The following is a 26,279-nucleotide window of genomic DNA, read 5'->3' as shown; positions in this document are numbered from 1 at the left end:
TTGGAGAGGGAGGTCATACATATGCTGTTAGGTTCTGTACCGCAGCTTGACCGCGTAGCTGTCCAACTTGGGCCGTTTCCTGTTTATTGGTACGGGATTATTATCGGTACAGGGGTGCTATTAGGTCTTTGGCTAGCAACTCGCGAGGGAGAAAGGCTAGGTATTCCAAAAGATACATTTGTTGACCTTGTATTAATTGCAGTACCGATCGCTATTCTATTTGCGAGAATGTACTATGTTATTTTTGAATGGGAATATTACGCGCAAAACCCGAGTCAAATTATTAATATTCGTCAAGGTGGCTTGGCGATTCATGGTGGTTTAATCGGAGCGGTTATTACAGGGATTCTTTTTGCAAAGCGACGCGGGGTTTCATTCTGGAAGTTGGCGGATATTGCTGCACCAAGTATTTTATTAGGACAAGCAATTGGCCGATGGGGAAACTTTATGAACCAAGAGGCGCATGGTGATGAAGTAACGAGACAGTTTTTAGAAGGTCTTCATTTACCAGATTTCATTATTAATCAAATGTATATTGAGGGTGTGTACTATCATCCGACGTTTTTATATGAATCATTATGGAATTTTGCAGGTGTAATTTTACTACTTGCATTAAGAAAAGTGAATTTACGCCGCGGGGAATTATTCTTCACATATTTAATTTGGTATTCAGTAGGACGCTTCTTCGTAGAAGGCTTACGTACAGATAGTTTAATGCTAGGACCACTTCGTATTGCACAAGTAATGTCAATTGGACTTGTTGTTATTTCTATTATTTTCATTATTGTGAGACGAAAAATGGGGCAAGCTGATAAAAGATATTCGGAAAATTAGAGAAAAGTAGCATCTTATTATAAGATGCTGCTTCTTTCATATTCAGGAAGGCGAAAGGACTAAGGCAATGAGAATAAATACAGTGTTATTTGATTTAGATGGAACTTTAATTAATACAAACGAACTTATTATTTCTTCTTTTTTACATACTTTAAATACGTATTATCCAAATCAATATAAGCGTGAAGATGTGTTGCCATTTATCGGTCCATCTTTGCATGATACTTTCAGTAAGATTGATGAAAGTAAGGTTGAAGAGATGATTACAAGTTATCGCGAATTTAACCATGATCATCATGATGAATTAGTAGAAGAATATGAAACTGTATATGAAACAGTTCGAGAGTTGAAGAAGCAAGGTTATAAAGTTGGTATTGTTACAACGAAAGCGAGACAAACCGTTGAGATGGGATTACAGTTGTCAAAGCTTGATGAATTCTTTGATGTTGTCGTGACAATTGATGATGTAGAGCATGTGAAACCACATCCAGAGCCACTTCAAAAAGCGCTTGAATTATTAGATGCAAAACCAGAAGAGGCATTGATGGTTGGAGATAATCATCATGATATTGTCGGTGGTCAAAATGCGGGGACGAAAACAGCTGCGGTTTCATGGACGTTGAAAGGTAGAGCGTATTTAGAAGCTTACAAGCCGGACTTTATGCTAGATAAAATGAGTGATTTGTTACCGATTTTGTCTAATATGAAACGTTCATAAAGGTCCAAGTAAGTTAGTAGAGGAGCGAGCTAAGTGCGACGGACAACGCGCTATCCTGTTTCAGGAGAAAATTCATTATGGAATGTGTATAAAACAGTGTCTTTTTGGAAGGTGATGAAAAACTTTATTATTATCCAAATTGCGCGTTACACGCCATTTTTATCTGTGAAGAATTGGTTGTACCGTACTTTTTTACGGATGAAAGTAGGAAAGAAAACATCATTTGCGCTTATGGTAATGCCGGATATTATGTTCCCGGAAAAGATAACTGTGGGAGAGAATTCGATTATTGGCTATAATACAACGCTTTTAGCGCATGAATATTTAATTCGTGAATATCGACTTGGGGAAATCGTCATTGGAAATGAAGTGATGATTGGAGCGAATGCAACAATATTACCAGGTGTGAAAATTGGAGACGGTGCGACTGTCTCAGCTGGCACACTTGTTCATAGAGATGTACCGAGCGGTGCTTTCGTAGGTGGAAATCCAATGCGTATTATTTATACGAAAGAGCAAATGACCGCAAGAGAAGGTTCATGGTGAAAATGTAACATTTCTCCTCTTTTTTTATGAATAAAAAGGAAATAATTGAGTATAATATACTGTTTTGTTTTTTACGGAATCGTTTATACTTATAGATAGAAGAATGTGTGAACGAAGAAAACAAAAAACTGGAGGATATATGGGGAAAAATCAAAGGATATATAAGGAGAACGGACAAGTTATCTCTTTTAATCAATTAGCGGACTTCTTTTATAAAAAAGGGATGAGAGCTTACAAAGGACAAAAATTGCAAGATGCAATTAAATATTTTCGAAGAGCGGCACAAAGTGAGAAGGAGCCGTTTATTTTATGTCAATTAGCATCAGTATTATCTGAGGCTGGTGAATATCAAGAATCGAATCAAATCTTCTTAAAGTTAGTTAGATCTAATCCAGAACTTGAACAGTGCTATTATTTTATTGCAAATAATTATGCATATATGGGGTTATTTCAACAGGCGAAGAAATATGCAGATCGTTATTTAGAAGTTGCAAAAGAGAAGGAATTCGTAGAAGATACGTTAGAACTTCTTGAGATTATGGAAGAAGAAGCAATGGGTGCGGAAGAGATTGAAGATGAAGATGATTTAATTGTTATGCAGGAAGAAGCGAATCGCTATATTCGTAATGGACAATTGGAAGAAGCAATTGCTACATTAGAAATTGTTACGAAAGATTATCCGGAATTTTGGTCAGGTCATAATAATTTAGCCATTGCACATTTTCAATCTGGTAATGTAGACAAAGCACTGAAGTTAACAGAAATGATTTTAGAGAAAAATCCTGGCAATATACATGCGCTTTGTAATACGCTTATTTTTCTATATTCAATTGGAGAGCATAAACAAGTAGAGGCATTAGCGGGACAGCTAGTTTCGGTATATCCGATTTCATTTGAACATCGTTTGAAACTGGGAACTACACTCGCAACAATTGGTTATTTCGAGCATGCATATAAGTGGTTCAAACTATTAAAGCGTCAAGGATATGAGGGAGACGTTAGTTTTTATTATTGGTTTGCATATTCTGCGTATATGGTGAAAGACCAGCAACTAGCTGAAAAAATGTGGCAATATGTCGTGGAATTACATCCTGATAAAAAGGGAAAAGAACCGTGGAATGCGCTGAATTTAGCAGATGAAGGGCAAAATGTGTTATTTGAAGAATTACGAAAATCATTTCAGCAAAGTGCGACGCTAGAAGAACAAATGCTAGCTTTATATTTAATGAATGAATTGTCAACGCCGGAGAAGGTTGGATTCTTCTTTGATATAACGCAAGCGAAGAACGGTGTTCCCATCGTATCGCAACTTGCAAAGTACTTCTTTTTACTTAATAGTCATAAGAGTATTCCAGCTGATTTACAGCAATTTGAGCAGTGCGCGAGAATTGCGGATGCATTATACAATTATACGAAAAAAGATGATGAATTAATTGAAGAGTGTTTACACTTTTGGTTTTGTACGTTCATACGTTTATATACATCTGGAGACATATTTACAAATGTGTACGGCTGGTCAGCTGCGATTGAATACATTGTACGCGGCGAACAAGGAAATAAAATGACACAGTCGGAGCTTGGAGATGTATATAATGTATCTGTAGCGACTGTCCGAAAGTATGTGCAAGCTGTTAAGCGTACGCACACATAAGATAAGCAAATCATTGGGAAAAAAATGATGCTAACAGTATAATGAGGGTAACTTAATTGTGTAGGAATGGATAGGAGTGAATAGTGTGTCAGAAGAAAAAATTTATGATGTCGTTATTATTGGTGCAGGACCAGCTGGTATGACAGCTGCAGTATATACATCTCGTGCAAATTTAAGCACATTAATGCTTGAGCGTGGTATTCCAGGTGGCCAAATGGCAAACACGGAAGATGTAGAAAACTACCCAGGTTATGAGTCTATTTTAGGACCAGATTTATCAAATAAAATGTTTGAGCATGCGAAGAAATTTGGTGCTGAATATGCATACGGTGATGTGAAAGAAGTCATCGATGGTAAAGAATACAAAACAATTATTGCTGGTAAAAAAGAATATAAAGCACGTGCAATTATCGTTGCAAGCGGTGCAGAGTATAAAAAAATTGGTGTACCGGGTGAAACAGAACTTGGCGGCCGCGGTGTATCATATTGTGCAGTATGTGACGGAGCATTCTTTAAAGGAAAAGAGCTTATCGTAATTGGTGGCGGAGATTCTGCTGTTGAAGAGGGTGTGTTCTTAACACGCTTCGCATCAAAAGTAACGATCGTTCACCGTCGTGACACGCTTCGTGCACAGAAAATTTTACAAGACCGTGCTTTCCAAAACGAAAAAGTAGATTTCATTTGGAATCACACTATAAAAGAAATCAACGAAGCAAGTGGTAAAGTAGGAAGTGTAACACTTGTGGACGTAAATAGTGGAGAAGAGAAAGAAGTCAAAACTGACGGCGTATTCGTATACATCGGTATGTTACCTTTATCAAAACCATTTGTTGAACTAGGTATTACAAATGAAAATGGTTACCTTGAAACGAACGAGCGTATGGAAACGAAAATCCCTGGTATTTTCGCAGCTGGTGATGTTCGTGAAAAAATGCTTCGTCAAATTGTAACTGCAACAGGTGACGGTAGTATTGCAGCGCAAAGTGCACAACATTACGTAGAAGAATTATTAGAGGAATTAAAAACTGTATCAGAAAAATAAGGGATAATATACCTTTTGAGAAGAAAGCTACCGACAGGAGCTTTCTTCTTTTTTTGTGTGAAAATGTCAAAGTTTTGTCAAAAAATATAAGGATTATAAGCTTTCTTATTGATATACTGGACTTTACGGAAAAAATCACTATAAGAAATGAGGAATTTATTCAGTATGGAATGGCGTAATATATATCGTGGATTTTGTATGGGCGTTAGTGATTTAATTCCTGGTGTGAGCGGCGGTACAATCGCTGTTGTGTTAGGGATTTATGAACAATTGCTTGCGGCAATTAGTGGATTCTTTAGTCGTGAATGGAAAAAACATTTAGGATTTTTAATTCCCCTTGCAGCTGGTGTGGCAGCGGCATTTTTAACGTTAAGTCACGTTATTAAATATTTACTTGCAAATCATTATGAACCGACTCAATTTTTCTTCCTCGGTTTAATTATTAGTATATTACCGATGTTAATGAGGGAAGCTGATGCAAAGTCATCGTTTAAAGGTAAGCACATCGTTTTATTAATAGTTGCAGCAATTCTTGTTGCGATTACAGCTTTCTTTAAACCAGATAAGGCAGCAGATCCAATTACGACTTTAACAATTTTAAATGCAATTGGTTTATTTTTCGCAGGATGGATGGCTAGTATGGCCATGCTGCTTCCTGGGATTAGTGGATCGTTTATTTTATTAATTATTGGTGTGTATCCAACAGCAATTAACGCTTTAACTACACTTAATTTACCTTTAATCTTGGTTATCGGTGCTGGTGTTATGGTCGGATTTGTTGTAAGTAGTAAAGGCATTAGTTTTTTATTAGATCGTTATAAAAGTATGACATTTGCGGCAATTATTGGACTTGTAATCGGTTCGATTGTAATTGTATTCCCAGGGATTCCGACTGGTGGATTTTCAATTATAAGTTCAATCATTACCTTTATTTTAGGATTTGCGATTGTTACTTATTTCGGTAAGAAATAAGGGCTTTAATCCCCTTGGCGATAAAAATCGTTAAGGGGATTTTTCATGCTATTCATTAAAAGTATAAGCATTTACATTGCTTGTTATAGAAAGCTTTTTAAAATTGCTGAGTAGCATATGCTTAGCGAAAGAGGACTGGCTCCTTCGTTGTAGCAAACTGTTTTTGATAGTATAATGAAAGAAGTATGCAGTGAGGAATTTTACTGCAAGTAGCTGAGGTGAAGAAACATGCAAAGAGTGACAAACTGTGTGTTAATTAGAGATAATGAAGTACTCTTACTCCAAAAACCTCGCCGAAATTGGTGGGTTGCACCAGGCGGGAAAATGGAGCGTGGTGAGACTGTAAGAGATTCCGTTGTTCGCGAATATCGCGAAGAAACAGGTATTTATTTGAAAAATCCAGCGTTAAAGGGGGTCTTCACCTTTGTCATCCAAGAAGGTGATAAAGTTGTTTCTGAATGGATGATGTTCTCCTTTTTAGCGACAGATTTTGCAGGAGAAAACAAACTAGAGAGCGAAGAAGGCATCATTGGTTGGCATACATTTGATAAAATTGATGATTTAGCAATGGCGCCAGGAGATTATCACATTATTGATTATTTAATTAAAGGAAATGGCATAATCTACGGTACATTTGTATATACCCCAGATTTTGAGTTGCTTTCATATCGATTAGATCCGAGTTAAACCGTCAAGGAGAGGATACGATGACAGAGAATAATGATATAAAAATGGTAATTATTACAGGGATGTCTGGAGCTGGAAAAACAGTAGCTTTACAAAGTTTTGAAGATTTAGGATATTTTTGTGTAGATAATTTACCACCGATGTTATTGCCAAAGTTTATTGAGCTTATGGCGGATTCAAAAGGGAAAATGAATAAAGTGGCACTTGGTATTGATTTACGTGGCCGCGAGTTTTTCGAACATTTATGGGGAGCACTTGATGATTTATCAGAACGTACATGGATTATTCCTCATATTTTATTTTTAGATGCGAAAGATAGTACGCTTGTAACTCGTTATAAAGAAACGAGACGTTCGCATCCACTTGCACCAACTGGTTTGCCATTAAAGGGAATCGAAGCAGAGCGCAATTTATTAACAGATATGAAGGCACGAGCGAATATTGTGCTTGATACATCGGATTTAAAACCAAAAGAATTACGTGAAAAAATTGTTCACTTGTTCTCAACAGAAACTGAGCAAGCATTTCGTGTAAATGTTATGTCATTTGGATTTAAGTACGGTATTCCAATTGATGCAGATTTAGTATTTGATGTTCGTTTTTTACCAAATCCATATTACATTCCACACATGAAGCCATTAACAGGACTAGATGAAGAAGTTTCTTCGTATGTACTGAAATTTAATGAGACACATAAGTTTTTAGAGAAGTTGACGGATCTGATTACTTTCATGCTGCCTCATTATAAAAGAGAAGGCAAAAGTCAACTTGTAATTGCAATTGGATGTACAGGTGGACAGCATCGTTCTGTTACGCTTACAGAATACCTTGGGAAACATTTGAAACCAGAGTATAGTGTTCATGTATCTCATCGTGATGTGGAGAAGAGAAAGGGCCATTAAGGGATGAAAAAAGAGAGAAAGCCTAAAATTGTCATCATGGGAGGCGGAACTGGACTCTCTGTTTTATTAAGAGGATTAAAGCAATATCCTGTTGATATTACAGCAGTTGTTACAATCGCTGATGATGGTGGTAGTTCGGGTAGATTACGTGATGAGCTAGAAATTCCACCTCCAGGTGACATCCGTAACGTACTTGTTGCGTTATCGGATGTAGAGCCACTGGTGGAAGCTTTATTTCAGCACCGTTTCACAACAGGAGACGGACTGAAAGGTCATGCGTTAGGAAATCTATTATTGGCAGGTATGACCTCGATTACAGGAGACTTTTTCCATGCAATTACGGAAACAAGTAAAGTATTAAATGTCAGAGGACGTGTATTACCAGCAGCGAATCAAAGTGCGGTACTTCATGCGGAACTTGAAGATGGAGAAATTGTAACAGGTGAATCAAAGATTCCTTATTACGGAAAGAAGATTAATCGCGTCTTTTTGACTCCAGAAGATGTAGAGCCATTGCATGAAACGTTGGCTGAGATTAAACGAGCTGATTTACTTGTTTTCGGCCCAGGAAGTTTGTATACGAGTATATTACCCAATTTAGTTGTTAACAAAATTGGAGACGCTGTTCTTGCTGCAAAGGCGAAGAAGGTATATGTATGTAACGTTATGACACAAGCGGGTGAAACGATGGGATATACTGCTTTTGATCATGTGCAGGCGTTACACGATCATTTAGGGCAACCATTTATCAATACTGCAATTGTAAATAACCGTGAGATTCCTTGTGAATTACGTAAGTTATATGATGAAGAAATGTCTACACCAGTTGTAGTGGATGAAGAACGTTTTGTTGAAAATAATATTGATGTTATTCAAGAGGGATTAGCGAAGTATGATGATCATGTTGTAAGGCATGATACGTTAAAGTTAGCTTCGATTTTATATTCATTGTTATAAATATGCGTTGCCTCGTTTGAGGTAGCGCTCCTCATTCATATAGGACAAGAATTTTGTTCCGCAATAATCGTATAAGGAGGTGTTGACTGTGTCATTTGCATCAGAAACAAAGAAAGAGTTGACGAATCTTGAGATGAAGGAATGCTGTGAGAAAGCAGAATTATCAGCGCTACTTCGAATGAACGGGTCGCTTTCTTTTTCAAACCGTCGTCTATCTATCGATATTCAAACGGAAAATGCGGCAATTGCAAGAAGGATTTATACGCTTTTGAAAAAAGGATATGACGTGACGGTAGAATTACTTGTTCGTAAAAAAATGCGATTGAAGAAAAATAATGTATATATTGTGCGGCTTGTTGAGAAGTCTCGCGAAATATTAGCTGATCTTCATATCGTTCGAGATGACTTTTCATTTATTCGAAATATATCACAAGAACTGATTGAGAAGAAATGTTGTAAACGATCGTATTTACGCGGAGCATTTTTAGCAGGTGGTTCAGTAAATAACCCAGAAACATCATCTTATCATTTAGAAATCTTTTCGTTATATAAGGAACATAATGATGCTATATGTGAACTGATGAACGGATTTGATTTAAATAGTAAGACGCTGGAGAGAAGAAAAGGGTACATTACGTATTTGAAAGAAGCAGAAAAAATTACAGAGTTTTTAAATATTATAGGTGCTCATAATGCACTTTTAAGATTTGAAGATATTCGAATCGTACGTGATATGCGTAATTCTGTAAATCGTTTAGTGAACTGCGAAACAGCTAATTTAAATAAAACAATTGGTGCAGCACTAAGGCAGATTGAAAATATTCGTTACATTGATGAGACAGTTGGTCTTGATATATTGCCGGATAAACTACAAGAGATTGCACAATTACGAAGAGATTATCAAGATGTAACATTGAAAGAGTTAGGTGAGATGGTATCCGGGGGGAAGATTAGTAAGTCGGGTATTAATCATCGTTTGCGTAAAATCGATGAAATTGCAGAGAAATTACGCGCGGGGGAAACGGTAGCAAAAAAATAAGAGGTTAAAGGGGAAATGGAGCTGTGGTTCAAAAAAGAGTTCAGGTTTCATTAAAAAACGGTTTACAAGCACGTCCGGCTGCGTTGTTTGTACAAGAGGCAAATCGCTTTCATGCAGATATCTTCATCGAGAAAGATGGAAAGACAGTAAATGCAAAGAGCATAATGGGGATTATGAGCTTAGCAATTGGAACTGGAAGCATGATAACAATTACAACAGAAGGTTCAGATGCAGAAGAGGCTTTAGAAGCATTAGCTGCATATGTACAATAAAAAGCTATCGCGTATATGCGATAGCTTTTTTGTTTTGTTGTCTGTGCGAATTAGCGGGGAGGGGTATTTAAGGAGAATGTGCTTGTCGAGGATTGTCGGTAAGTCGATAAGTGGTGTCGAAACGTCGATATATTAAAATAATCGCCGATATAATCGGAGTTACGGTCGATATATTTGAAAAATCGCTGATATATTTAGGTGAATACCAGGGTGGGTATCCAGACGGGAGTGCATGATAATAAAAAAGCGCCCTGTAATAGGGCGCTTTTTTATGTATCTAGCTTCAGCGGCTAGAATCTCCGGTTGTTTCGCCCCTTCATTCGAGGCAAAAAGCGCCTCGGAATCAGGTGCTCCATCGCCCTTTGATTCTAAACGAGCCGCTTTCGCTTTTAAGTATTAACGATTTGTAAAGATTTTATCGATTAAACCGTATTCTAAAGCTTTTTCTGCTGTCATGAAGTTGTCGCGGTCTGTGTCGCGTTGTAGTACTTCAAGTGGTTGACCAGTGCGGTCAGCAAGAATTTGGTTTAGTTTTTCACGTAAGAATAGGATACGTTTTGCAGCGATTTCGATTTCAGTTGCTTGACCTTGTGCTCCACCAAGTGGTTGGTGAATCATTACTTCACTGTTTGGAAGTGCATAACGTTTTCCTTTTTCACCTGCTGCAAGTAAGAATGCACCCATAGATGCTGCCATACCGATACAGATTGTTGATACTTGTGGTTTAATAAACTGCATTGTATCATAGATTGCCATACCCGCTGTGATAGAACCACCAGGGCTGTTGATGTAGATGTGAATATCTTTTTCTGGATCTTGAGATTCCAAGAATAAAAGCTGGGAAACGATTGAGTTAGCTACGTTGTCATCAATTGCACTACCAAGCATAATGATGCGGTCTTTTAATAGTCGAGAGTAAATATCGTAAGCGCGTTCTCCACGATTTGTTTGTTCAATTACTGTAGGAATTAAATTCATCTGTTATTTCCTCCTTATAAAGCTTTCTTAGTCTTATAATACAATTATGGTCAATAAAGGTCAAACGAAACCACTTTAAATCAAAAAAATATGTAGTTGTACCATGAAATATTCGCTATGTTTTCGAAATTCCCTGCTTATGTATCTTCAACATCATAACCGAATTACATAAATTTAAACGTTATGAAAACTGGAGAAAAAAAGAAAAGAACGCCTTTTAACTGAAGCGTTCTTTCGATAATTAGTCTTTTAAAAGATAGGTTACTTTATTTAAAATCTTTTCGATTTGTTTCGCATTTTTACTATACATTTCACTTGCTGATTTCGACTTTGTTTCTAAGGAAAATAGTTCAAGATCAGCATGACATTTTTTTAAAGATGCTAATAATAAAGGTTTGTTTTGAGGAGAAGGCATTTGGAGTTTGTCATTGTAAATGTCGATAGTAAGTTGTCCGTATGAATCCACTTGACCGAGGAAGACATTTTCAATAACAACACCGAGTTTTTCTAATTCTGAATGTAGCCAAGCGCGGTTATGTCCGCTTGCTGAAAGAGGTTCATCTAGTACATTTCCATCCATAATAACAGTTTGTGGTTCTTTCTCGTTTGGTACTTTTAAACCGATGTCTTTTGCTGTAAGTGGCTGGGAATCTTTCTTTAATAATACATTTAATTCTCCGCTCGGTTCTAAGACAGCAAATTCGACTTCAGCTACGCTGAACGCACTTTTTCCACGGAGAAGTTCCAGTAATTCGTCACTCGTATATTTTTCTTTCTTTAAGTTATCTTCGAGTATCTTTCCGTCTTTTATTAATACGGTAGATTTCCCTTCAAAGAAGTCCCGAGCTGTTTTGTTCTTTAAAGAGAGGATTCCTGTTAAAAAAGGTACCACAGCGAAAATGAGTATCGCAAAGACGCCGTGAAAAAATTTTGAATCGAGCCCTGTAGATACTTGGGCAGCGATGTCACCAATCGTCATTCCGGCTATGTATTCAAAAAAGGAAAGCTGAGAGATTTGTCTTTTGCCTAACCATTTCGTAATAGCGAATAAAATAATTAATATGAATACAGAGCGAAGAATGACAAGTGTCCATTCCGGCAGGTGAGACATAGTCGTTTCCTCCAGTCTACTTAAAACCCTTTATATTGAGGTTCTTCACGTTCTAATACTGAAATTCTATCCTTTAAATCAGCGATGACGCTGTCCATTTCTAACATACATTCATGAAATACGCGTTTTGATTCTTCGTCTTGTGAATTTAATGAAAGGGAGCTTAAACTTGCTTGAGCGCCCCTTACACTAGCAAGGCAAGTTTTTACGCTAGCGATAACAGTCATATAAACACCTCTTATCCTTTCGGTTTGAATAACAATGCTCCAATGAAGCCGAAAATAATAGCCGCTGATACACCGGCGCTCGTTACTTTAAACATGCCGGTAATAACGCCAACGATGCCATGTTTTGCAGCTTCTTCCATTGCGCCATGAACGAGGGCATTACCAAAGCTTGTAATAGGTACAGTTGCCCCGGCTCCAGCGAAATCAATTAATGGCTCATACAAATTAAATCCATCTAATATAGCTCCAGCAACAACGAGTGTTGCCATTGTATGAGCAGGTGTTAGTTTGCCGACATCAAACATAAGTTGGCCGATTACACATATAAGTCCGCCAATGACGAAAGCCCAGAAAAAAATCATTGCGTTGCACCTCCAAATTCAATCGAAACGGCGTGAGCGATACACGGAATCGTTTCTTCTTGTTGGAATGTAAGTGGAGATAGTAAAGCACCTGTCGCAACGACAAGTATTTTTTTGAACTCTCCTCTTTTCATTCGGTTTAATAAATGACCGTATACGACTGTTGCGGAACATCCAGGTCCGCTAGCACCAGCTATGACAGGTTGTCCTTCTCTATAAATGATAATTCCGCAATCTTGAAATTGTTCGCTCGTTACTTTCGTTCCGTGTTTATGTAGTAAGTCATAAGCAATTTCGCGTCCTACATGTCCGAGATCGCCTGTTACAATTAAATCGTAGTAAGAGGCATCAATTTGACGTTCACGTAAATGGGCTTCAATTGTATCAACTGCAGCTGGAGCCATTGCGCCTCCCATATTAAACGGATCCGTTAATCCCATATCAACCACTCGGCCGATTGTTGCAGAGGTTACTCTTGGACCGTGTCCAGTATCGCTTAAAATAGCGGCTCCTGCTCCGGTTACTGTCCACTGTGCAGTAGGCGGCTTTTGTCCACCGTATTCGGTAGGGTAGCGGAACTGTTTTTCTACAGCTGTATTATGGCTTGAAGCTCCAGTTAATAAATATTTTGCACCTTTTGCATTTACGATACTTGCCCCAAGTGCTAAACCTTCCATAGAAGTAGAGCAAGCCCCGAATAATCCGAGATAAGGAGTCCCAAGTGTGCGGCAAGCAAAGCTTGTTGGAGTAATTTGATTAATTAAATCTCCTGCGAGTACGAATTGAATATCATCTTTACGAAGCTCTGCTTTTTCAGTAGCGCGACTACAAGCTTCTTCGAATAAAATCTTATGTGCTTTTTCATAGGAATCTTGTCCGAGCCATAAATCTTCATGAAGGATATCGAAGTCTTCTGGGATGTTCCCCTTTGCTTCAAATGGTCCACCGACAACCCCTGTTGAGATAATGACTGGTTTGTTTTCAAATACCCACGTTCGGTGTCCTTGTAACATTTATAGCCCTCCCCATTGAACGAGAATAGTTTTAATAAGTGCGATGACGAAAGCGGAAAATACACCAAATAAAATAACAGAACCAGCTAGTTTAAACATATTGCCGCCAACGCCAAGGACAAATCCTTCCGTTCGATGCTCAATACATGCGGCAATAACAGAGTTACCAAATCCAGTAACAGGTACAGCTGTACCAGCACCGGCAAACTGTCCAAAACGATCGTATATACCAAATCCAGTTAGTAACATAGAGATGAAAATGAGAGTTGCGACTGTTGGATTGCCTGCTGAGCGTTCAGTGAAATCAAAATATGTGATGTAAAAAGTAGAAATGAGTTGTCCGATGAAGCAAATAAAACCACCGACGAAAAAGGCTTTTATACAATTTTTTAAGACAGGTCGTTTTGGTTCGCGTTCTTGTTCGAATTTTTTATACTCCTGTTGTACAGGGGTTAAGTTTTTATCTTTACTAGACATTGCAATCCTTCCTTTTCTTTTAAAAAGCGTTAAGTGTTAGACTCCATTTTTTTACCAATGAATTTTAATTGTTTATTAATTTCATCTTTAGATACTTCTTTTTCCTTAATTTTTCTTTCGAGTTTTTCGAGTAACATAAAGATTTTTTTATCTGTACTGACACGAACATCGAAAGTAGGGTGCTCATCACTTAGTTGCTTTTGAAGTTTGCTGCGCAACGGCTTTAATCCAAACCTTTCGTGATGCTCAGGTGTAACTGCTATGTAGAGATCTAAATTTGAATTCACTGCTGTGCTTTTTATAATTTCATCCATAGCGAGAGCTCTTTTCTTCGCTCCTTGTGATATAGATTGATTAAAGGATTCCGTACTCGTCTTTGTTAACTTTGGACCTTTTTCTTTCTCCGTTCGTTTTGCTTCTTCTTTCACTTTTTTATCTAAAGGACTATTATCACATCCGGTAAAAGAGCTAAATAGAAGTGCAAATAATGCGGTTATGAGGCCGAGTTTTCGCATAATTATCATTCCATTTCTATTGCAATATGTAATGTGATAGAAAAAGGATGACTGCATATCATCCTTTTTCTATTTCACAGCAAGATTGGTTCGTTATTGCTGTGAGTATTGTGGTTCTTCTTGTTGGACTTCTTCAACACGTGGGTTTAAAGAATCGATAATCGTTTGTGTTTGCTGCGCAGCTGTTTGGAAAAGTTGCTTAGCTTGTTGGTTATCCGTATCAAGAGCGAATCCCTCTAAGCTAGCTTGGGCACTTTTTAATCCAGAAACAGTCTGCTTTAATTTTGTAATTACAGTCATTGAATGAAGCCCCCTTTGGAATATCAATTCAAAGATTATAATTTGTGAGTTGGGGAGAATTTATGATTGGAAAATTTAGGGGTGGAATGGATTTTATATGCTCTTAGCTAAGATGCATAAGGTATTACGGGGATATTTTTATTGATTTAGATGGATTTTATTGCTATTATTATGAGAAGAAAATGAAGTGTTTTCTATAATCATGCGCCCATAGCTCAGTCGGATAGAGCGGTGGTTTCCGGTACCACGTCTGCCGGGGGTTCGAATCCCTCTGGGCGCGTCAAAAAGTCCTAACTTACGTTTTGTAGGTTAGGACTTTTTTATTTACCTCTTGTTATATCTAATAATAAGATTTACTATTAGTACTTGATAATAATTTTTAACTTTATTATTTTCTTTCAATATTATTCAAATTTCGGTTGTAAGTTGTAAATCTCATTAATACATATAAATTAATAATATTTTGGAATGGGTGTCTGCGTGAGGATTCTCCTTTTACCAAACTTATTGTACAATAGAAACAAGGGGGAGATTAGTTTGAAGGCAAGTCTTTTACAAGAACAAAGCTTACGTTTGGCAATGACACAAGAGTTAAGGCAAGCGATTACAATGCTCCAGTATAATGTACAAGAATTATCGGAGTTTTTGTATGAGCAATCGTTAGAGAATCCCCTTATTGAGTTAGGTGGTTTTGAGAGGGAGAAGAAAAAGAGCTCTAACAACAGTAAAAGTACCAGCAAACAAGTCGAGAATCAGATGGAGATCTACAGTGTGGATTCTACAACGATTCAGCAACATTTATTAAATCAAATACAGTATTATAAAATAGATGAAGAAGAGCGAAAAGTAGCTTCTTTCATTATTATGAACATGGATGGAAATGGATATTTACAAGAAACGAATGAAGAGTTAGCAGAGCTCCTTTCTGCACATATTCATGTAGTCGACCGTTCTGTAGAGCTTGTCCAATCACTGGAGCCAGCAGGGGTAGGGGCGCGTAATATTCAGGAATGTTTAACCTTACAATTGAAGCGCTTACAAAGGCGTAATGGATTAGCAGAAGAGGTTGTAGAAGATCATTTCGCTTATTTCGTGAAGAAAGATTGGCGAAAGCTCGTTCAAGTGTTGAAATGTAGTAATGAGGAATTACAGAGTGCGGTAAATTGTATAACGTCATTACAACCAAAACCAGGTCTTGCGTTTTCTTCAGATAAACCACTTTACATTGTACCTGATATGGCGGTGAAAAAAGATGGCGATCGCCTCGTTTTACAAATGAATGAGAGAAATATGCCGAGAATTGAAATTCATTCTGAATATAGTGCGCTTCTTAATAATAGTGAAAGTGAAGTAGCATCTTACGTATCAGAAAAGTATCAGCATGTGCAGTGGATTATGCGCAGTTTGAAGCAGAGAAAACAGACATTGCTGCAAGTAATGACTATTATTATGGAAAAACAACGTGATTTCTTCTGGAAAGGTCCAGAGTATTTAAGACCTCTCGCTTTAAAAGAGGTAGCGGAAGAGTTAAGTGTGCATGAATCGACAATTAGTCGTGCGACGCGAAATAAATATGTGCAAACACCACACGGTTTATTTGAGATGAAATCGTTCTTTAGCAATGCCGTTTCGACGACTGAAGATGAAGCAGTTTCTACAAAACGTGTAAAACAATTTATTCAAACGCTAATTGGGGCAGAGGATAAGAAAAAGCCACTTTCAGATCAAAAGATTTCAAAATTATTAGAAGAAGAGCATGAAATTGTTATTTCTCGAAGAACAGTGGCGAAGTATAGAGAACAAATGCATATCCCAGCTTCGTCATTACGAAAAACGATCGGATAGGTGAAGAAGATGAAAGTTGTACTGTATACTAAAAAAGATTGTGGCCTTTGCGTGAAGGCAAAACAAGTTTTACAGGAAGTACAATGTGAATATTCTTTTCAAATCGAGGAAATAGATATATATGAAGATAATGACCTTTTAGAAAAATATCACTTAATGATTCCGGTTGTAGAAATGGACGGAAAACAAGTAGAATATGGTAACATTCACAAAGGTGTCATAATAAACTATATAAAGAATGCAGTTAAGAGTTGAATAAGTTTCTATCTCCTGTTACAATAATACACGTAGCAGGGATTATTTTTTTAACCTATGTGGGACACAAAATGTCACTACGGGACGTAAAGTGACCACGAGGGAAAATGAACCGATGTAGTGAGGAGAAAAGATATGCGCTCATGGATTCAGAACACAAAAAAATTATTACCTGATCTGCTACCTGTTATGCAAACGAGAATGCAAATTCTTCAATACATTAGGCTCATGCAGCCGATTGGAAGAAGAAACTTATCAGCAAGTCTCGGTATGACAGAACGAGTATTGCGAAGTGAAGTTCAAGTTTTGAAAGAACAAAACTTAGTTCACGTCGCTTCTTCTGGAATGACTTTGACAGAAGAAGGAACAGCTTTAGTTCTTGCTTTGGAAGACTTTATGAAAGAAATTTCCGGGTTAAAGGTTTTAGAAAAGCAACTTAAGGAAACATTAGACTTGGATGAAGTTTTCGTTGTCCCTGGTGATAGTGATGAATCACCTTGGGTCAAACTGGAGATGGGCCGTGCTTGTGTGACTTGTATAAAAGACCGTCTGACAGCGAATAATATCGTTGCTGTGGCTGGAGGAACTACGCTAGCTGCTGCTGCGGACATGATGCAACTTGATTGCAAAGATTTACATATGCTGTTTGTCCCAGCACGTGGTGGAATTGGAGAAGGTGTTGAATTAGAAGCCAATACCATTTGTGCCAAGATGGCGCAAAATACGATGAGTAATTATCGCTTATTGTATGTTCCAGACCATGTTAGTAGCGAAGCATATGCGTCTATTGTGACAGAGCCTTCCGTGAAAGAAGTTCTTGAGTTGATTCGATCTTCCAATATCGTCATTCATGGAATAGGTGATGCGTTAACAATGGCACGTCGCAGAAGTACTTCAGAAGCAGATTGGTTAAAGATTCAGGCAAGCGAAGCAGTTGGCGAAGCTTTCGGTTACTACTTTAATGAAGAAGGAAATGTTGTTCATAAAGTAAGAACAGTTGGTATGCAACTAGAGGACTTACAAAATGTATCTCATGTTGTTGCAGTCGCTGGAGGTTCTTCAAAGGCAAAAGCAATACAGGCTGTAATTAAACAAGGGCACACTTCAATTCTAATTACAGATGAAGGTGCAGCAAAACAGTTAACAAAGGGTTTTACCCTTTAATATAATCCCCCAAGGAGGAAATTCAAATGACTAAAATTGGTATTAATGGATTTGGACGTATCGGACGTAACGTATTCCGCGCAGCTCTTAACAACTCTGAGGTAGAAGTAGTAGCAATCAACGACTTAACAGATGCTAAAACATTAGCTCACCTTTTAAAATATGACACAGTTCACGGAACTTTAAATGCAGAAGTATCTGCTAACGAAAACAGCATCGTTGTTAACGGTAAAGAAATTAAAGTTATCGCTGAGCGTGACCCAGCTCAATTACCATGGAGCGACTACGGAGTAGAAGTAGTAGTAGAATCTACTGGCCGTTTCACTAAAAAATCAGATGCTGAGAAACACTTAGGTGGATCAGTTAAGAAAGTTATCATCTCAGCTCCAGCTTCTGATGAAGATATCACTGTAGTTATGGGTGTTAACCACGAACAATACGATGCAGCTAACCACAACGTAGTATCTAACGCTTCTTGTACTACAAACTGTCTAGCTCCATTCGCTAAAGTATTAAACGAAAAATTCGGCGTAAAACGCGGAATGATGACAACAATTCACTCTTACACTAACGACCAACAAATCTTAGACTTACCACACAAAGATTTACGTCGTGCTCGTGCAGCAGCTGAAAACATGATCCCAACATCTACTGGTGCAGCTAAAGCTGTAGCATTAGTATTACCAGAACTTAAAGGTAAATTAAACGGTGGCGCTGTACGTGTTCCAACTGCTAACGTTTCTCTAGTTGACTTAGTTGTTGAACTTGACAAAGAAGTAACAGTTGAAGAAGTAAATGCAGCATTCAAAGCAGCAGCTGAAGGCGAATTAAAAGGTATCCTTGGATACAGCGAAGAGCCATTAGTATCTATCGACTATAACGGATGTACAGCTTCTTCTACAATCGATGCATTATCTACAATGGTAATGGAAGGTAACATGGTTAAAGTACTTTCTTGGTACGATAACGAAACTGGTTACTCTAACCGCGTAGTAGACCTAGCAGCTTACATGACTTCAAAAGGTCTTTAATTCTTAATTATATAAGTTATCAATGACAAAACGAGGGAGAGGGTTTGTTCCCTCTCTCTCTTCTTTCGTTTTAAAAGCAAATGTGTTAAGCTTTTGAGTGGGTTTTGTCAATCCTAACTAGTAGTCGGAGGGAAATCCAATGAACAAAAAATCAATTCGTGACGTAGATTTAAAAGGTAAGCGTGTATTTTGCCGCGTTGATTTCAACGTACCTATGAAAGAAGGCAAAATTACAGATGAAACTCGTATCCGTGCAGCTCTTCCTACAATTCAATATTTAGTAGAGCAAGGTGCGAAAGTTATTTTAGCAAGTCACTTAGGCCGTCCAAAAGGTCAAGTAGTAGAAGAAATGCGTTTAACTCCAGTAGCAGCACGTTTAGGCGAGCTTCTTGGTAAAGACGTTAAAAAAGCGGACGAAGCATTCGGACCAGTTGCACAAGAAATGGTTGCAGCAATGAACGAAGGCGACGTATTAGTTCTTGAAAACGTACGTTTCTATGCGGGCGAAGAAAAGAACGATGCAGAACTTGCGAAAGAATTTGCAGCACTTGCTGACATCTTCGTAAACGATGCATTCGGTGCAGCTCACCGTGCTCACGCTTCTACAGCAGGTATCGCAGACTACCTACCAGCAGTATCTGGTCTATTAATGGAAAAAGAGTTAGATGTACTTGGTAAAGCACTTTCTAACCCAGAACGTCCATTTACAGCTATCATCGGTGGTGCGAAAGTAAAAGATAAAATCGGTGTAATTCGTCATCTATTAGACAAAGTAGATAACTTAATCATCGGTGGTGGACTTGCTTACACATTCGTTAAAGCTTTAGGTCATGAAATTGGTCTATCTCTATGTGAAGACGACAAGATCGAACTAGCTAAAGAATTTATGCAACTTGCAAAAGAAAAAGGCGTAAACTTCTACATGCCAGTTGATGTTGTAATCACTGAGGAATTCTCTGAAACTGCAACAACTAAAATCGTTGGTATCGACTCTATCCCTTCTAACTGGGAAGGCGTGGACATCGGTCCTAAAACACGTGAAATTTATGCAGATGTAATTAAAAATTCTAAGCTTGTTGTATGGAATGGACCAATGGGTGTATTCGAAATGACTCCATTCGCAGAAGGTACAAAAGCAGTAGGACAAGCATTAGCAGATGCAGAAGATACATACTCTGTTATCGGCGGTGGTGACTCTGCAGCAGCTGTTGAAAAATTCGGTATGGCTGATAAAATGAGCCACATTTCTACTGGCGGCGGTGCGTCATTAGAATTCATGGAAGGTAAAGAGCTTCCAGGTGTAGTTTGTCTTAACGACAAATAAGTAGCAGCCAAAGAAAAAGGACGGTGCAAAGCATGCGTAAACCAATTATCGCAGGTAACTGGAAAATGAATAAAACTCTATCTGAAGCAGTTAGCTTCGTAGAGGAAGTTAAAGGTCAAATCCCAGCAGCTTCAGCTGTTGATGCAGTAGTTTGCTCTCCAGCTCTATTCTTAGAGCGCCTTGTAGCAGCAACTGAAGGAACTGACTTACAAGTAGGTGCACAAAACATGCACTTCGAAAAAAATGGTGCATTCACTGGCGAAATTAGCCCAGTAGCACTTAGCGACTTAAAAGTTGGCTATGTAGTACTTGGCCACTCTGAGCGTCGTGAAATGTTTGCTGAAACAGATGAGTCAGTAAACAAAAAGACTATCGCAGCATTTGAACATGGTTTAACACCAATCGTATGTTGTGGTGAGACTTTAGAAGAGCGCGAAAGCGGAAAAACATTTGATCTAGTAGCAGGTCAAGTGACAAAAGCACTTGCAGGTTTAACAGAAGAGCAAGTTAAAGCAACTGTTATCGCTTATGAGCCAATCTGGGCTATCGGTACAGGTAAATCTTCTTCTTCTGCAGATGCAAACGAAGTATGTGCGCACATCCGTAAAGTTGTTGCAGAAGCTGTTTCTCCAGAAGCTGCAGAAGCTGTTCGTATCCAATACGGCGGTAGCGTAAAACCAGAAAACATTAAAGAGTATATGGCACAATCTGACATCGACGGCGCTTTAGTTGGCGGTGCTAGCTTAGAGCCTGCTTCGTTCTTAGGTCTTCTGGGGGCGGTAAAATGAGAAAGCCAACAGCTTTAATCATTCTTGACGGTTTCGGACTTCGTGAAGAAACTTACGGGAATGCTGTAGCACAAGCTAAGAAACCTAATTTTGATGGCTACTGGAACAAATTCCCTCACACAACGCTTACAGCTTGTGGTGAGGCGGTAGGTCTTCCAGAAGGTCAAATGGGTAACTCTGAGGTTGGTCACTTAAATATCGGTGCTGGCCGCGTAGTATATCAAAGCTTAACACGCGTTAACGTTGCAATTCGTGAAGGTGAGTTCGATAAGAACGAAACTTTCCAAAATGCAATTAAAAGTGTAAAAGAAAAAGGTACTGCACTTCATTTATTCGGTTTACTTTCTGACGGTGGTGTGCACAGTCACATGAACCATATGTTTGCTCTTCTTCGCCTAGCAGCAAAAGAAGGCGTGGAGAAAGTTTATATCCATGCCTTCTTAGACGGCCGCGATGTTGGACCACAAACAGCAAAAGGTTATATCGATGCAACGAATGAAGTAATTAAAGAAACAGGAGTAGGACAATTCGCGACTATCTCTGGTCGTTATTACTCTATGGACCGTGACAAGCGTTGGGATCGCGTAGAAAAATGTTACAGTGCTATGGTGAATGGTGAAGGCCCTACTTATAAATCAGCAGAAGAGTGTGTAGAAGACTCTTATGCGAACGGTATCTATGATGAATTCGTATTGCCGTCTGTAATTGTTAACGAAGATAACACGCCAGTTGCAACAATCAATGATGATGATGCAGTTATCTTCTATAACTTCCGTCCAGACCGTGCAATTCAAATTGCTCGTGTATTTACAAACGAAGACTTCCGTGAGTTCGATCGTGGTGAAAAAGTACCTCACATTCCAGAATTCGTATGTATGACACACTTCAGTGAAACTGTAGATGGTTACGTGGCATTCAAGCCAATGAACCTTGATAACACTTTAGGTGAAGTTGTTGCGCAAGCGGGATTAAAGCAACTTCGCATCGCGGAAACTGAAAAGTATCCGCACGTTACATTCTTCTTTAGCGGTGGTCGTGAGGCTGAATTCCCAGGAGAAGAGCGTATCTTAATTAACTCACCGAAGGTTGCAACGTATGACTTGAAACCTGAAATGAGCATTTACGAAGTAACGGACGCTTTAGTAAATGAAATCGAAAATGATAAACATGATGTTATCATTCTTAACTTTGCGAACTGTGATATGGTTGGCCATTCTGGGATGATGGAACCAACAATTAAAGCAGTAGAAGCAACTGACGAATGTTTAGGAAAAGTTGTAGAAGCGATTCTTGCAAAAGATGGTGTAGCACTTATTACTGCTGACCATGGTAATGCTGATCAGGAGTTAACTGCTGATGGCGGTCCTATGACAGCTCATACAACTAACCCGGTTCCTTTCATCGTTACAAAAAATGATGTAGAGCTTCGTGAAGGTGGTATTTTAGGAGATATCGCTCCAACAATGCTTACACTTTTAAATGTGGAACAACCGAAAGAAATGACAGGTAAAACAATTATTAAATAATTTGCTTATATAAAAAGGAGAGAATTTATTATGTCAACAATTATTGATGTTTATGCTCGCGAAGTCCTTGACTCTCGTGGTAACCCAACTGTAGAAGTAGAAGTTTACACAGAAAGCGGCGCTTTCGGACGCGCTATCGTACCAAGTGGTGCATCTACTGGTGAGCACGAAGCAGTAGAATTACGTGACGGTGACAAATCTCGTTACCTTGGTAAAGGTGTTGTTAACGCAGTAAACAACGTTAACGAAATTATCGCTCCAGAAATCGCTGGTTTCGATGTAACTGACCAAGCTGGTATCGACCGTGCTATGATCGAATTAGATGGCACTCCAAACAAAGGTAAACTAGGCGCTAACGCTATCCTTGGTGTATCTATGGCAGTAGCTCACGCAGCAGCTGACTTCGTAGGTCTTCCATTATACCGTTACCTTGGTGGATTCAATGCAAAACAATTACCAACTCCAATGATGAACATCATCAACGGTGGTTCTCACGCTGATAACAACGTTGACTTCCAAGAGTTCATGATCTTACCAGTTGGTGCTCCAACATTCAAAGAATCAATCCGTATGGGTGCTGAAGTATTCCATGCACTTAAAGCTGTATTACATGACAAAGGTCTTAACACTGCAGTAGGTGACGAAGGTGGATTCGCTCCAAACCTTGGTTCTAACCGTGAAGCTTTAGAAGTAATCATCGAAGCTATCGAAAAAGCTGGTTACAAAGCTGGCGAGAACGTATTCTTAGGAATGGACGTTGCTTCTTCTGAGTTCTACAACAAAGAAACTGGTAAATATGACCTTGCAGGCGAAGGCCGTACTGGCTTAACTTCTGCAGAAATGGTTGATTTCTATGAAGAGCTTTGCAAAGACTTCCCAATCATCTCTATCGAAGATGGTTTAGACGAAAACGACTGGGATGGTCACAAATTATTAACTGAGCGTATCGGTGATAAAGTACAATTAGTTGGTGACGATTTATTCGTAACTAACACTCAAAAACTTGCTGAAGGTATCGAAAAAGGTATCTCTAACTCAATCTTAATTAAAGTTAACCAAATCGGTACTTTAACTGAGACTTTCGAAGCTATCGAAATGGCTAAACGTGCTGGTTACACAGCAGTTGTATCTCACCGTTCTGGTGAAACTGAAGATGCTACAATCGCTGACATCGCAGTTGCAACTAACGCTGGCCAAATCAAAACTGGTTCTATGAGCCGTACTGACCGTATTGCTAAGTACAACCAATTATTACGCATCGAAGACGAACTAGGCGAAATCGCTGTTTACGATGGTATCAAATCTTTCTATAACATCAAACGATAATTGTAGAAAATAAACGACAGACCGTGAGAAATCATGGTCTGTTTTTTTATGCTAAAATTGTTCACCCGTCATAAGTGACATGAAATGTTTGAAGAAGCGGTTATAGTCAAAATCAATTGCGATTTGATGAACCGGCCAATCAATAAATGGCTTCTGGTTCACTAAAGAGCGAAATTCCCCTATGGTTGCTCCTTGTGCAGAGGATTCTGTCATGACAACAATAGGTGATTTATGATACGTGAACATAGAGTTATCAAATAAAGCGAGTATTGGCATTGTGTCATGGAAAGGGCTGCCTTTTAAATGTGGTAGGGCGTCTTTATAATATCCGTAGTAATAATGATCGAATAAAGGTTTGAGAAGTGGGGCTTTTCCTTTTGCTTCAATATACTCTGCCATTTCTGGTGTAATGACGGAATATTGGGTAACGTTTAATGGGTATATGTACATGTTAGCTGTAGATTGAAGGACTATATTAGCAGCAGTAGGATCGCCATAAAAGTTTGCTTCGGAAATAGGGGTAACATTACCAGGATGTAAAAAGGCACCGCCCATTACGTAGTAAGATTTAACTTGCTTCATTAACTGTTTACATACGATGAATAAAATTGCTAGGGAGGTAAGTCTTCCTAAACTTACAATGATTAATTCATCTTTATACTGTTCAATAAGAGGAATGACTTCAAAAAAATTCTCCATTTCTCCGTTAGTCACATTCACCTTTGGAATAATTGGACCGAGCCCCTGTTTCCCATGTACATCCGTAAAAAACGCAGGTGGGGCACCTGTAAGGGGACGTTCTGAACCACCGAATATCTTGATATTTCTATTCTTTGTTTCGTTATTAAAAAAATGAGCATTTTCTACGGCCATTTTTTTTGGAACATTGCCGTAATCAGCAACGATACCGACGATTTCTATTTCATCGATAAAGAATGCTAAGAGGAGAGCCATCGTATCATCAATCCCAGGATCACAAAAAATGAGAACTTTTTTGGGCATATGTTCACCACCTATCTTGTTTATCCGGTACAAATCCGCTTGGTGAGGGATAATAATTAATGGGGATGAGGAAAACCTCAATGATTAAAGTTTCACTTTATATATATGTAAGTTTAAGGATAAAAAGATTATTTTATTGAAATAATAGTCTTTTAAATTCAGAAAATAAAAACTTTTTATATTAGGTCAAGGTTTTTGACGTAATTTTCGTTTAGAAATGCAGTCATATCAAGGTTGTAAGCGTATAACATAGGCTGTTTTTGCTGTCAAGTTGATAAATTGCAGCTTTTTACAATTTATACTATGATAAAGATATTAACAGAAGATCGTATAAACATGAGGGATGATGAACATGAAATTTACAAAGATTCTTGTCCAAATTGCTGCTCTTTACGTGTTTTATATGGTTGGAACTTGGGTGCAAGAAATGTTAAATATTCCGATTCCAGGAAGTTTGATTGGAATGTTCCTCTTACTTGTTTTACTTAGCCTAAAAGTTCTTCCAGTGAAATGGTTCGATTTAGGAGCAGAAACACTCGTTGCTATTATGCCGTTTTTATTAATTCCGCCAACGCTTGGCCTAATGAATTACGGTGCTTTTTTTATGAGTAAAGGAATTTCTCTTTTCATTACAGTTGTAGCGAGTACATTTTTAATTATTATTGTCGCAGGACATACAGGACAATATCTTGCGAATAGGAAGGAAAGAGAGTCGCGATGAGCCAAATATTAATCGGAATCGGTTGGGTTCTTTTTACGGTGCTATTATATCAATTATCTAAAAAAATCTATAAATTATTTCCAACACCATTCACCATTCCAATGCTTGTAGCAACTGGATTAATGGCTTTCCTATTTATCGTGCTTGATATACCATATCAACATTATATGGAAAGTGGTGGTGGCTGGATTGCAAAGCTACTTGGACCCGGTGTTGTAGCATTTGCAATTCCTCTTTATAAACAACGTCATGTTCTGCAAAAATATGTTGTACCGATTGCTGGCGGGGTATTAGTAGGTACAACAGTTGCAATCGCTAGTGATTTTGCGATTGCTTCACTTATGGGAACGGATAAAAGCTTAATCTTATCGTCATTACCAAAATCGGTGACAATGCCAGTTGCGATGAGTGTTTCTGAACAAGTCGGTGGTGTACCTTCCTTAACAGCAGCTTTCGTTGTTATCGCAGGTATTACTGGAACGATTACAGGACCCCTTTTATTAAAATGGAGCCGTGTTACAAACTCAGTTGGTAAAGGTATCGGATTTGGATGTGCTTCTCATATTATGGGCGTGATGAGAGCGATGAAAAATAACGAGCATGAAGGTGTTATTGGATCGGTAACAATGACATTAACAGCAATTTTGACATGTTTACTTGGACCGTTATTTGCGATGATGTTTATGTAATAGAA

At 38.3% G+C, this 26,279-nt stretch carries 30 protein-coding genes and 1 tRNA gene; 22 read left to right on the top strand and 9 right to left on the bottom strand.

What is annotated here, in order from left to right:
• Positions 1–21: 21 nt before the first annotated feature.
• The 11 genes from lgt to HMPREF2590_RS22240 all read left to right on the top strand — a co-directional run bounded on the left by lgt (position 22) and on the right by HMPREF2590_RS22240 (position 9,620).
• Positions 22–834, top strand: a complete 813-nt coding sequence (lgt, locus tag HMPREF2590_RS22290) for a prolipoprotein diacylglyceryl transferase (protein ID WP_000924240.1) — start codon at positions 22–24, stop codon at positions 832–834.
• 67 nt (positions 835–901) lie between these two features.
• Positions 902–1,552: a pyrophosphatase PpaX gene (gene ppaX, locus HMPREF2590_RS22285; RefSeq protein WP_050822169.1), complete on the top strand. Its 651-nt coding sequence runs from the start codon at positions 902–904 to the stop codon at positions 1,550–1,552.
• Positions 1,553–1,585: 33 nt separating this feature from the next.
• Positions 1,586–2,098: an acyltransferase gene (locus HMPREF2590_RS22280; protein ID WP_003313390.1), complete on the top strand. Its 513-nt coding sequence runs from the start codon at positions 1,586–1,588 to the stop codon at positions 2,096–2,098.
• Positions 2,099–2,237: 139 nt separating this feature from the next.
• Positions 2,238–3,749, top strand: a complete 1,512-nt coding sequence (locus HMPREF2590_RS22275) for a tetratricopeptide repeat protein (RefSeq protein WP_000517720.1) — start codon at positions 2,238–2,240, stop codon at positions 3,747–3,749.
• Positions 3,750–3,834: 85 nt separating this feature from the next.
• Positions 3,835–4,791 (top strand): thioredoxin-disulfide reductase, encoded by a 957-nt coding sequence (trxB, locus tag HMPREF2590_RS22270; protein WP_001288078.1) that lies wholly within the window; start codon positions 3,835–3,837, stop codon positions 4,789–4,791.
• Between the two features lie 165 nt (positions 4,792–4,956).
• Positions 4,957–5,763: a DUF368 domain-containing protein gene (locus HMPREF2590_RS22265; RefSeq protein WP_000455193.1), complete on the top strand. Its 807-nt coding sequence runs from the start codon at positions 4,957–4,959 to the stop codon at positions 5,761–5,763.
• A gap of 228 nt (positions 5,764–5,991) precedes the next feature.
• A complete protein-coding gene (locus tag HMPREF2590_RS22260) occupies positions 5,992–6,450 on the top strand; it encodes an NUDIX hydrolase (RefSeq protein WP_001190080.1) in 459 nt (152 codons plus the stop codon).
• A gap of 20 nt (positions 6,451–6,470) precedes the next feature.
• Positions 6,471–7,352 carry an RNase adapter RapZ gene (rapZ, locus tag HMPREF2590_RS22255; RefSeq protein ID WP_000138459.1) on the top strand — a complete coding sequence of 294 codons (882 nt, stop codon included), beginning with the start codon at positions 6,471–6,473 and terminating at the stop codon, positions 7,350–7,352.
• Positions 7,353–7,355: 3 nt separating this feature from the next.
• Positions 7,356–8,309 (top strand): gluconeogenesis factor YvcK family protein, encoded by a 954-nt coding sequence (locus HMPREF2590_RS22250; RefSeq protein WP_000712186.1) that lies wholly within the window; start codon positions 7,356–7,358, stop codon positions 8,307–8,309.
• An 88-nt stretch (positions 8,310–8,397) separates the two neighbouring features.
• Positions 8,398–9,348: a DNA-binding protein WhiA gene (gene whiA, locus HMPREF2590_RS22245; protein WP_000006560.1), complete on the top strand. Its 951-nt coding sequence runs from the start codon at positions 8,398–8,400 to the stop codon at positions 9,346–9,348.
• 23 nt (positions 9,349–9,371) lie between these two features.
• Positions 9,372–9,620 carry an HPr family phosphocarrier protein gene (locus HMPREF2590_RS22240; protein WP_000250307.1) on the top strand — a complete coding sequence of 83 codons (249 nt, stop codon included), beginning with the start codon at positions 9,372–9,374 and terminating at the stop codon, positions 9,618–9,620.
• Positions 9,621–10,016: 396 nt separating this feature from the next.
• On the opposite strand, the gene clpP is transcribed toward HMPREF2590_RS22240, so the two are convergent.
• From clpP to HMPREF2590_RS22195, 8 genes are all read right to left on the bottom strand, one after another.
• Positions 10,017–10,598, bottom strand: a complete 582-nt coding sequence (clpP, locus tag HMPREF2590_RS22230) for an ATP-dependent Clp endopeptidase proteolytic subunit ClpP (RefSeq protein ID WP_001049162.1) — start codon at positions 10,596–10,598, stop codon at positions 10,017–10,019.
• A 241-nt stretch (positions 10,599–10,839) separates the two neighbouring features.
• Positions 10,840–11,709 carry a DUF421 domain-containing protein gene (locus HMPREF2590_RS22225; RefSeq protein ID WP_000018924.1) on the bottom strand — a complete coding sequence of 290 codons (870 nt, stop codon included), beginning with the start codon at positions 11,707–11,709 and terminating at the stop codon, positions 10,840–10,842.
• Positions 11,710–11,729: 20 nt separating this feature from the next.
• Complete coding sequence (locus HMPREF2590_RS22220; RefSeq protein ID WP_000215909.1) at positions 11,730–11,936, bottom strand: DUF1657 domain-containing protein; 207 nt, start codon at positions 11,934–11,936, stop codon at positions 11,730–11,732.
• 11 nt (positions 11,937–11,947) lie between these two features.
• On the bottom strand, positions 11,948–12,298 hold the full coding sequence (gene spoVAE, locus HMPREF2590_RS22215) for a stage V sporulation protein AE (protein WP_000575919.1): 351 nt from the start codon (positions 12,296–12,298) through the stop codon (positions 11,948–11,950).
• The gene (gene spoVAD / locus HMPREF2590_RS22210) at positions 12,295–13,311 is read right to left on the bottom strand and encodes a stage V sporulation protein AD (protein ID WP_000938972.1); all 1,017 of its coding nucleotides are present in this window, start codon (positions 13,309–13,311) and stop codon (positions 12,295–12,297) included. The genes spoVAE and spoVAD overlap by 4 nt, the downstream gene beginning before the upstream one ends.
• Positions 13,312–13,788 carry a stage V sporulation protein AC gene (gene spoVAC / locus HMPREF2590_RS22205; protein ID WP_000095399.1) on the bottom strand — a complete coding sequence of 159 codons (477 nt, stop codon included), beginning with the start codon at positions 13,786–13,788 and terminating at the stop codon, positions 13,312–13,314. It lies immediately after the preceding gene.
• Between the two features lie 29 nt (positions 13,789–13,817).
• Complete coding sequence (locus tag HMPREF2590_RS22200; RefSeq protein WP_001228546.1) at positions 13,818–14,303, bottom strand: YhcN/YlaJ family sporulation lipoprotein; 486 nt, start codon at positions 14,301–14,303, stop codon at positions 13,818–13,820.
• Between the two features lie 93 nt (positions 14,304–14,396).
• Complete coding sequence (locus HMPREF2590_RS22195) at positions 14,397–14,603, bottom strand: DUF1657 domain-containing protein (protein WP_000216166.1); 207 nt, start codon at positions 14,601–14,603, stop codon at positions 14,397–14,399.
• Positions 14,604–14,807: 204 nt separating this feature from the next.
• Here HMPREF2590_RS22195 and HMPREF2590_RS22190 point away from each other — a divergent pair.
• From HMPREF2590_RS22190 to eno, 9 genes are all read left to right on the top strand, one after another.
• A tRNA-Arg gene (locus tag HMPREF2590_RS22190) sits at positions 14,808–14,883 on the top strand.
• Positions 14,884–15,140: 257 nt separating this feature from the next.
• Entirely contained in the window at positions 15,141–16,448 is a 1,308-nt protein-coding gene (rpoN, locus tag HMPREF2590_RS22185) for an RNA polymerase factor sigma-54 (protein WP_000647955.1), read from the top strand.
• Between the two features lie 9 nt (positions 16,449–16,457).
• The gene (locus HMPREF2590_RS22180) at positions 16,458–16,703 is read left to right on the top strand and encodes a glutaredoxin family protein (protein WP_000869730.1); all 246 of its coding nucleotides are present in this window, start codon (positions 16,458–16,460) and stop codon (positions 16,701–16,703) included.
• A gap of 135 nt (positions 16,704–16,838) precedes the next feature.
• The gene (gene cggR / locus HMPREF2590_RS22175; RefSeq protein WP_001258185.1) at positions 16,839–17,867 is read left to right on the top strand and encodes a gapA transcriptional regulator CggR; all 1,029 of its coding nucleotides are present in this window, start codon (positions 16,839–16,841) and stop codon (positions 17,865–17,867) included.
• 26 nt (positions 17,868–17,893) lie between these two features.
• Positions 17,894–18,898 (top strand): type I glyceraldehyde-3-phosphate dehydrogenase, encoded by a 1,005-nt coding sequence (gene gap / locus HMPREF2590_RS22170; protein WP_000161236.1) that lies wholly within the window; start codon positions 17,894–17,896, stop codon positions 18,896–18,898.
• Between the two features lie 139 nt (positions 18,899–19,037).
• On the top strand, positions 19,038–20,222 hold the full coding sequence (locus HMPREF2590_RS22165) for a phosphoglycerate kinase (RefSeq protein WP_001036350.1): 1,185 nt from the start codon (positions 19,038–19,040) through the stop codon (positions 20,220–20,222).
• Between the two features lie 32 nt (positions 20,223–20,254).
• Positions 20,255–21,010, top strand: coding sequence for a triose-phosphate isomerase (tpiA, locus tag HMPREF2590_RS22160; protein ID WP_001231038.1), 756 nt, complete (start codon positions 20,255–20,257; stop codon positions 21,008–21,010).
• Positions 21,007–22,536: a 2,3-bisphosphoglycerate-independent phosphoglycerate mutase gene (gene gpmI, locus HMPREF2590_RS22155; RefSeq protein WP_001231158.1), complete on the top strand. Its 1,530-nt coding sequence runs from the start codon at positions 21,007–21,009 to the stop codon at positions 22,534–22,536. Before tpiA ends, gpmI begins: the two co-directional genes overlap by 4 nt.
• 30 nt (positions 22,537–22,566) lie before the next feature.
• Positions 22,567–23,862: a phosphopyruvate hydratase gene (eno, locus tag HMPREF2590_RS22150; RefSeq protein ID WP_000103951.1), complete on the top strand. Its 1,296-nt coding sequence runs from the start codon at positions 22,567–22,569 to the stop codon at positions 23,860–23,862.
• A 51-nt stretch (positions 23,863–23,913) separates the two neighbouring features.
• Here the strand turns inward: eno and HMPREF2590_RS22145 are convergent, their stop codons facing one another.
• Positions 23,914–24,864 (bottom strand): nucleoside hydrolase, encoded by a 951-nt coding sequence (locus HMPREF2590_RS22145; RefSeq protein ID WP_001125054.1) that lies wholly within the window; start codon positions 24,862–24,864, stop codon positions 23,914–23,916.
• A gap of 352 nt (positions 24,865–25,216) precedes the next feature.
• Here HMPREF2590_RS22145 and HMPREF2590_RS22140 point away from each other — a divergent pair, with 352 nt between their 5' ends.
• Positions 25,217–25,585, top strand: a complete 369-nt coding sequence (locus tag HMPREF2590_RS22140) for a CidA/LrgA family holin-like protein (protein WP_000673222.1) — start codon at positions 25,217–25,219, stop codon at positions 25,583–25,585.
• The gene (locus HMPREF2590_RS22135; RefSeq protein ID WP_000078304.1) at positions 25,582–26,274 is read left to right on the top strand and encodes an LrgB family protein; all 693 of its coding nucleotides are present in this window, start codon (positions 25,582–25,584) and stop codon (positions 26,272–26,274) included. Before HMPREF2590_RS22140 ends, HMPREF2590_RS22135 begins: the two co-directional genes overlap by 4 nt.
• The last annotated feature ends 5 nt before the right edge of the window (positions 26,275–26,279 follow it).

The organism is Bacillus sp. HMSC036E02, assembly GCF_001836235.1.
GTDB classification, from domain to species: Bacteria; Bacillota; Bacilli; order Bacillales; family Bacillaceae_G; genus Bacillus_A; species Bacillus_A cereus.
Note: the sequence above shows the minus strand (reverse complement) of the source record. Positions and strands in the feature narration are given on the sequence as shown.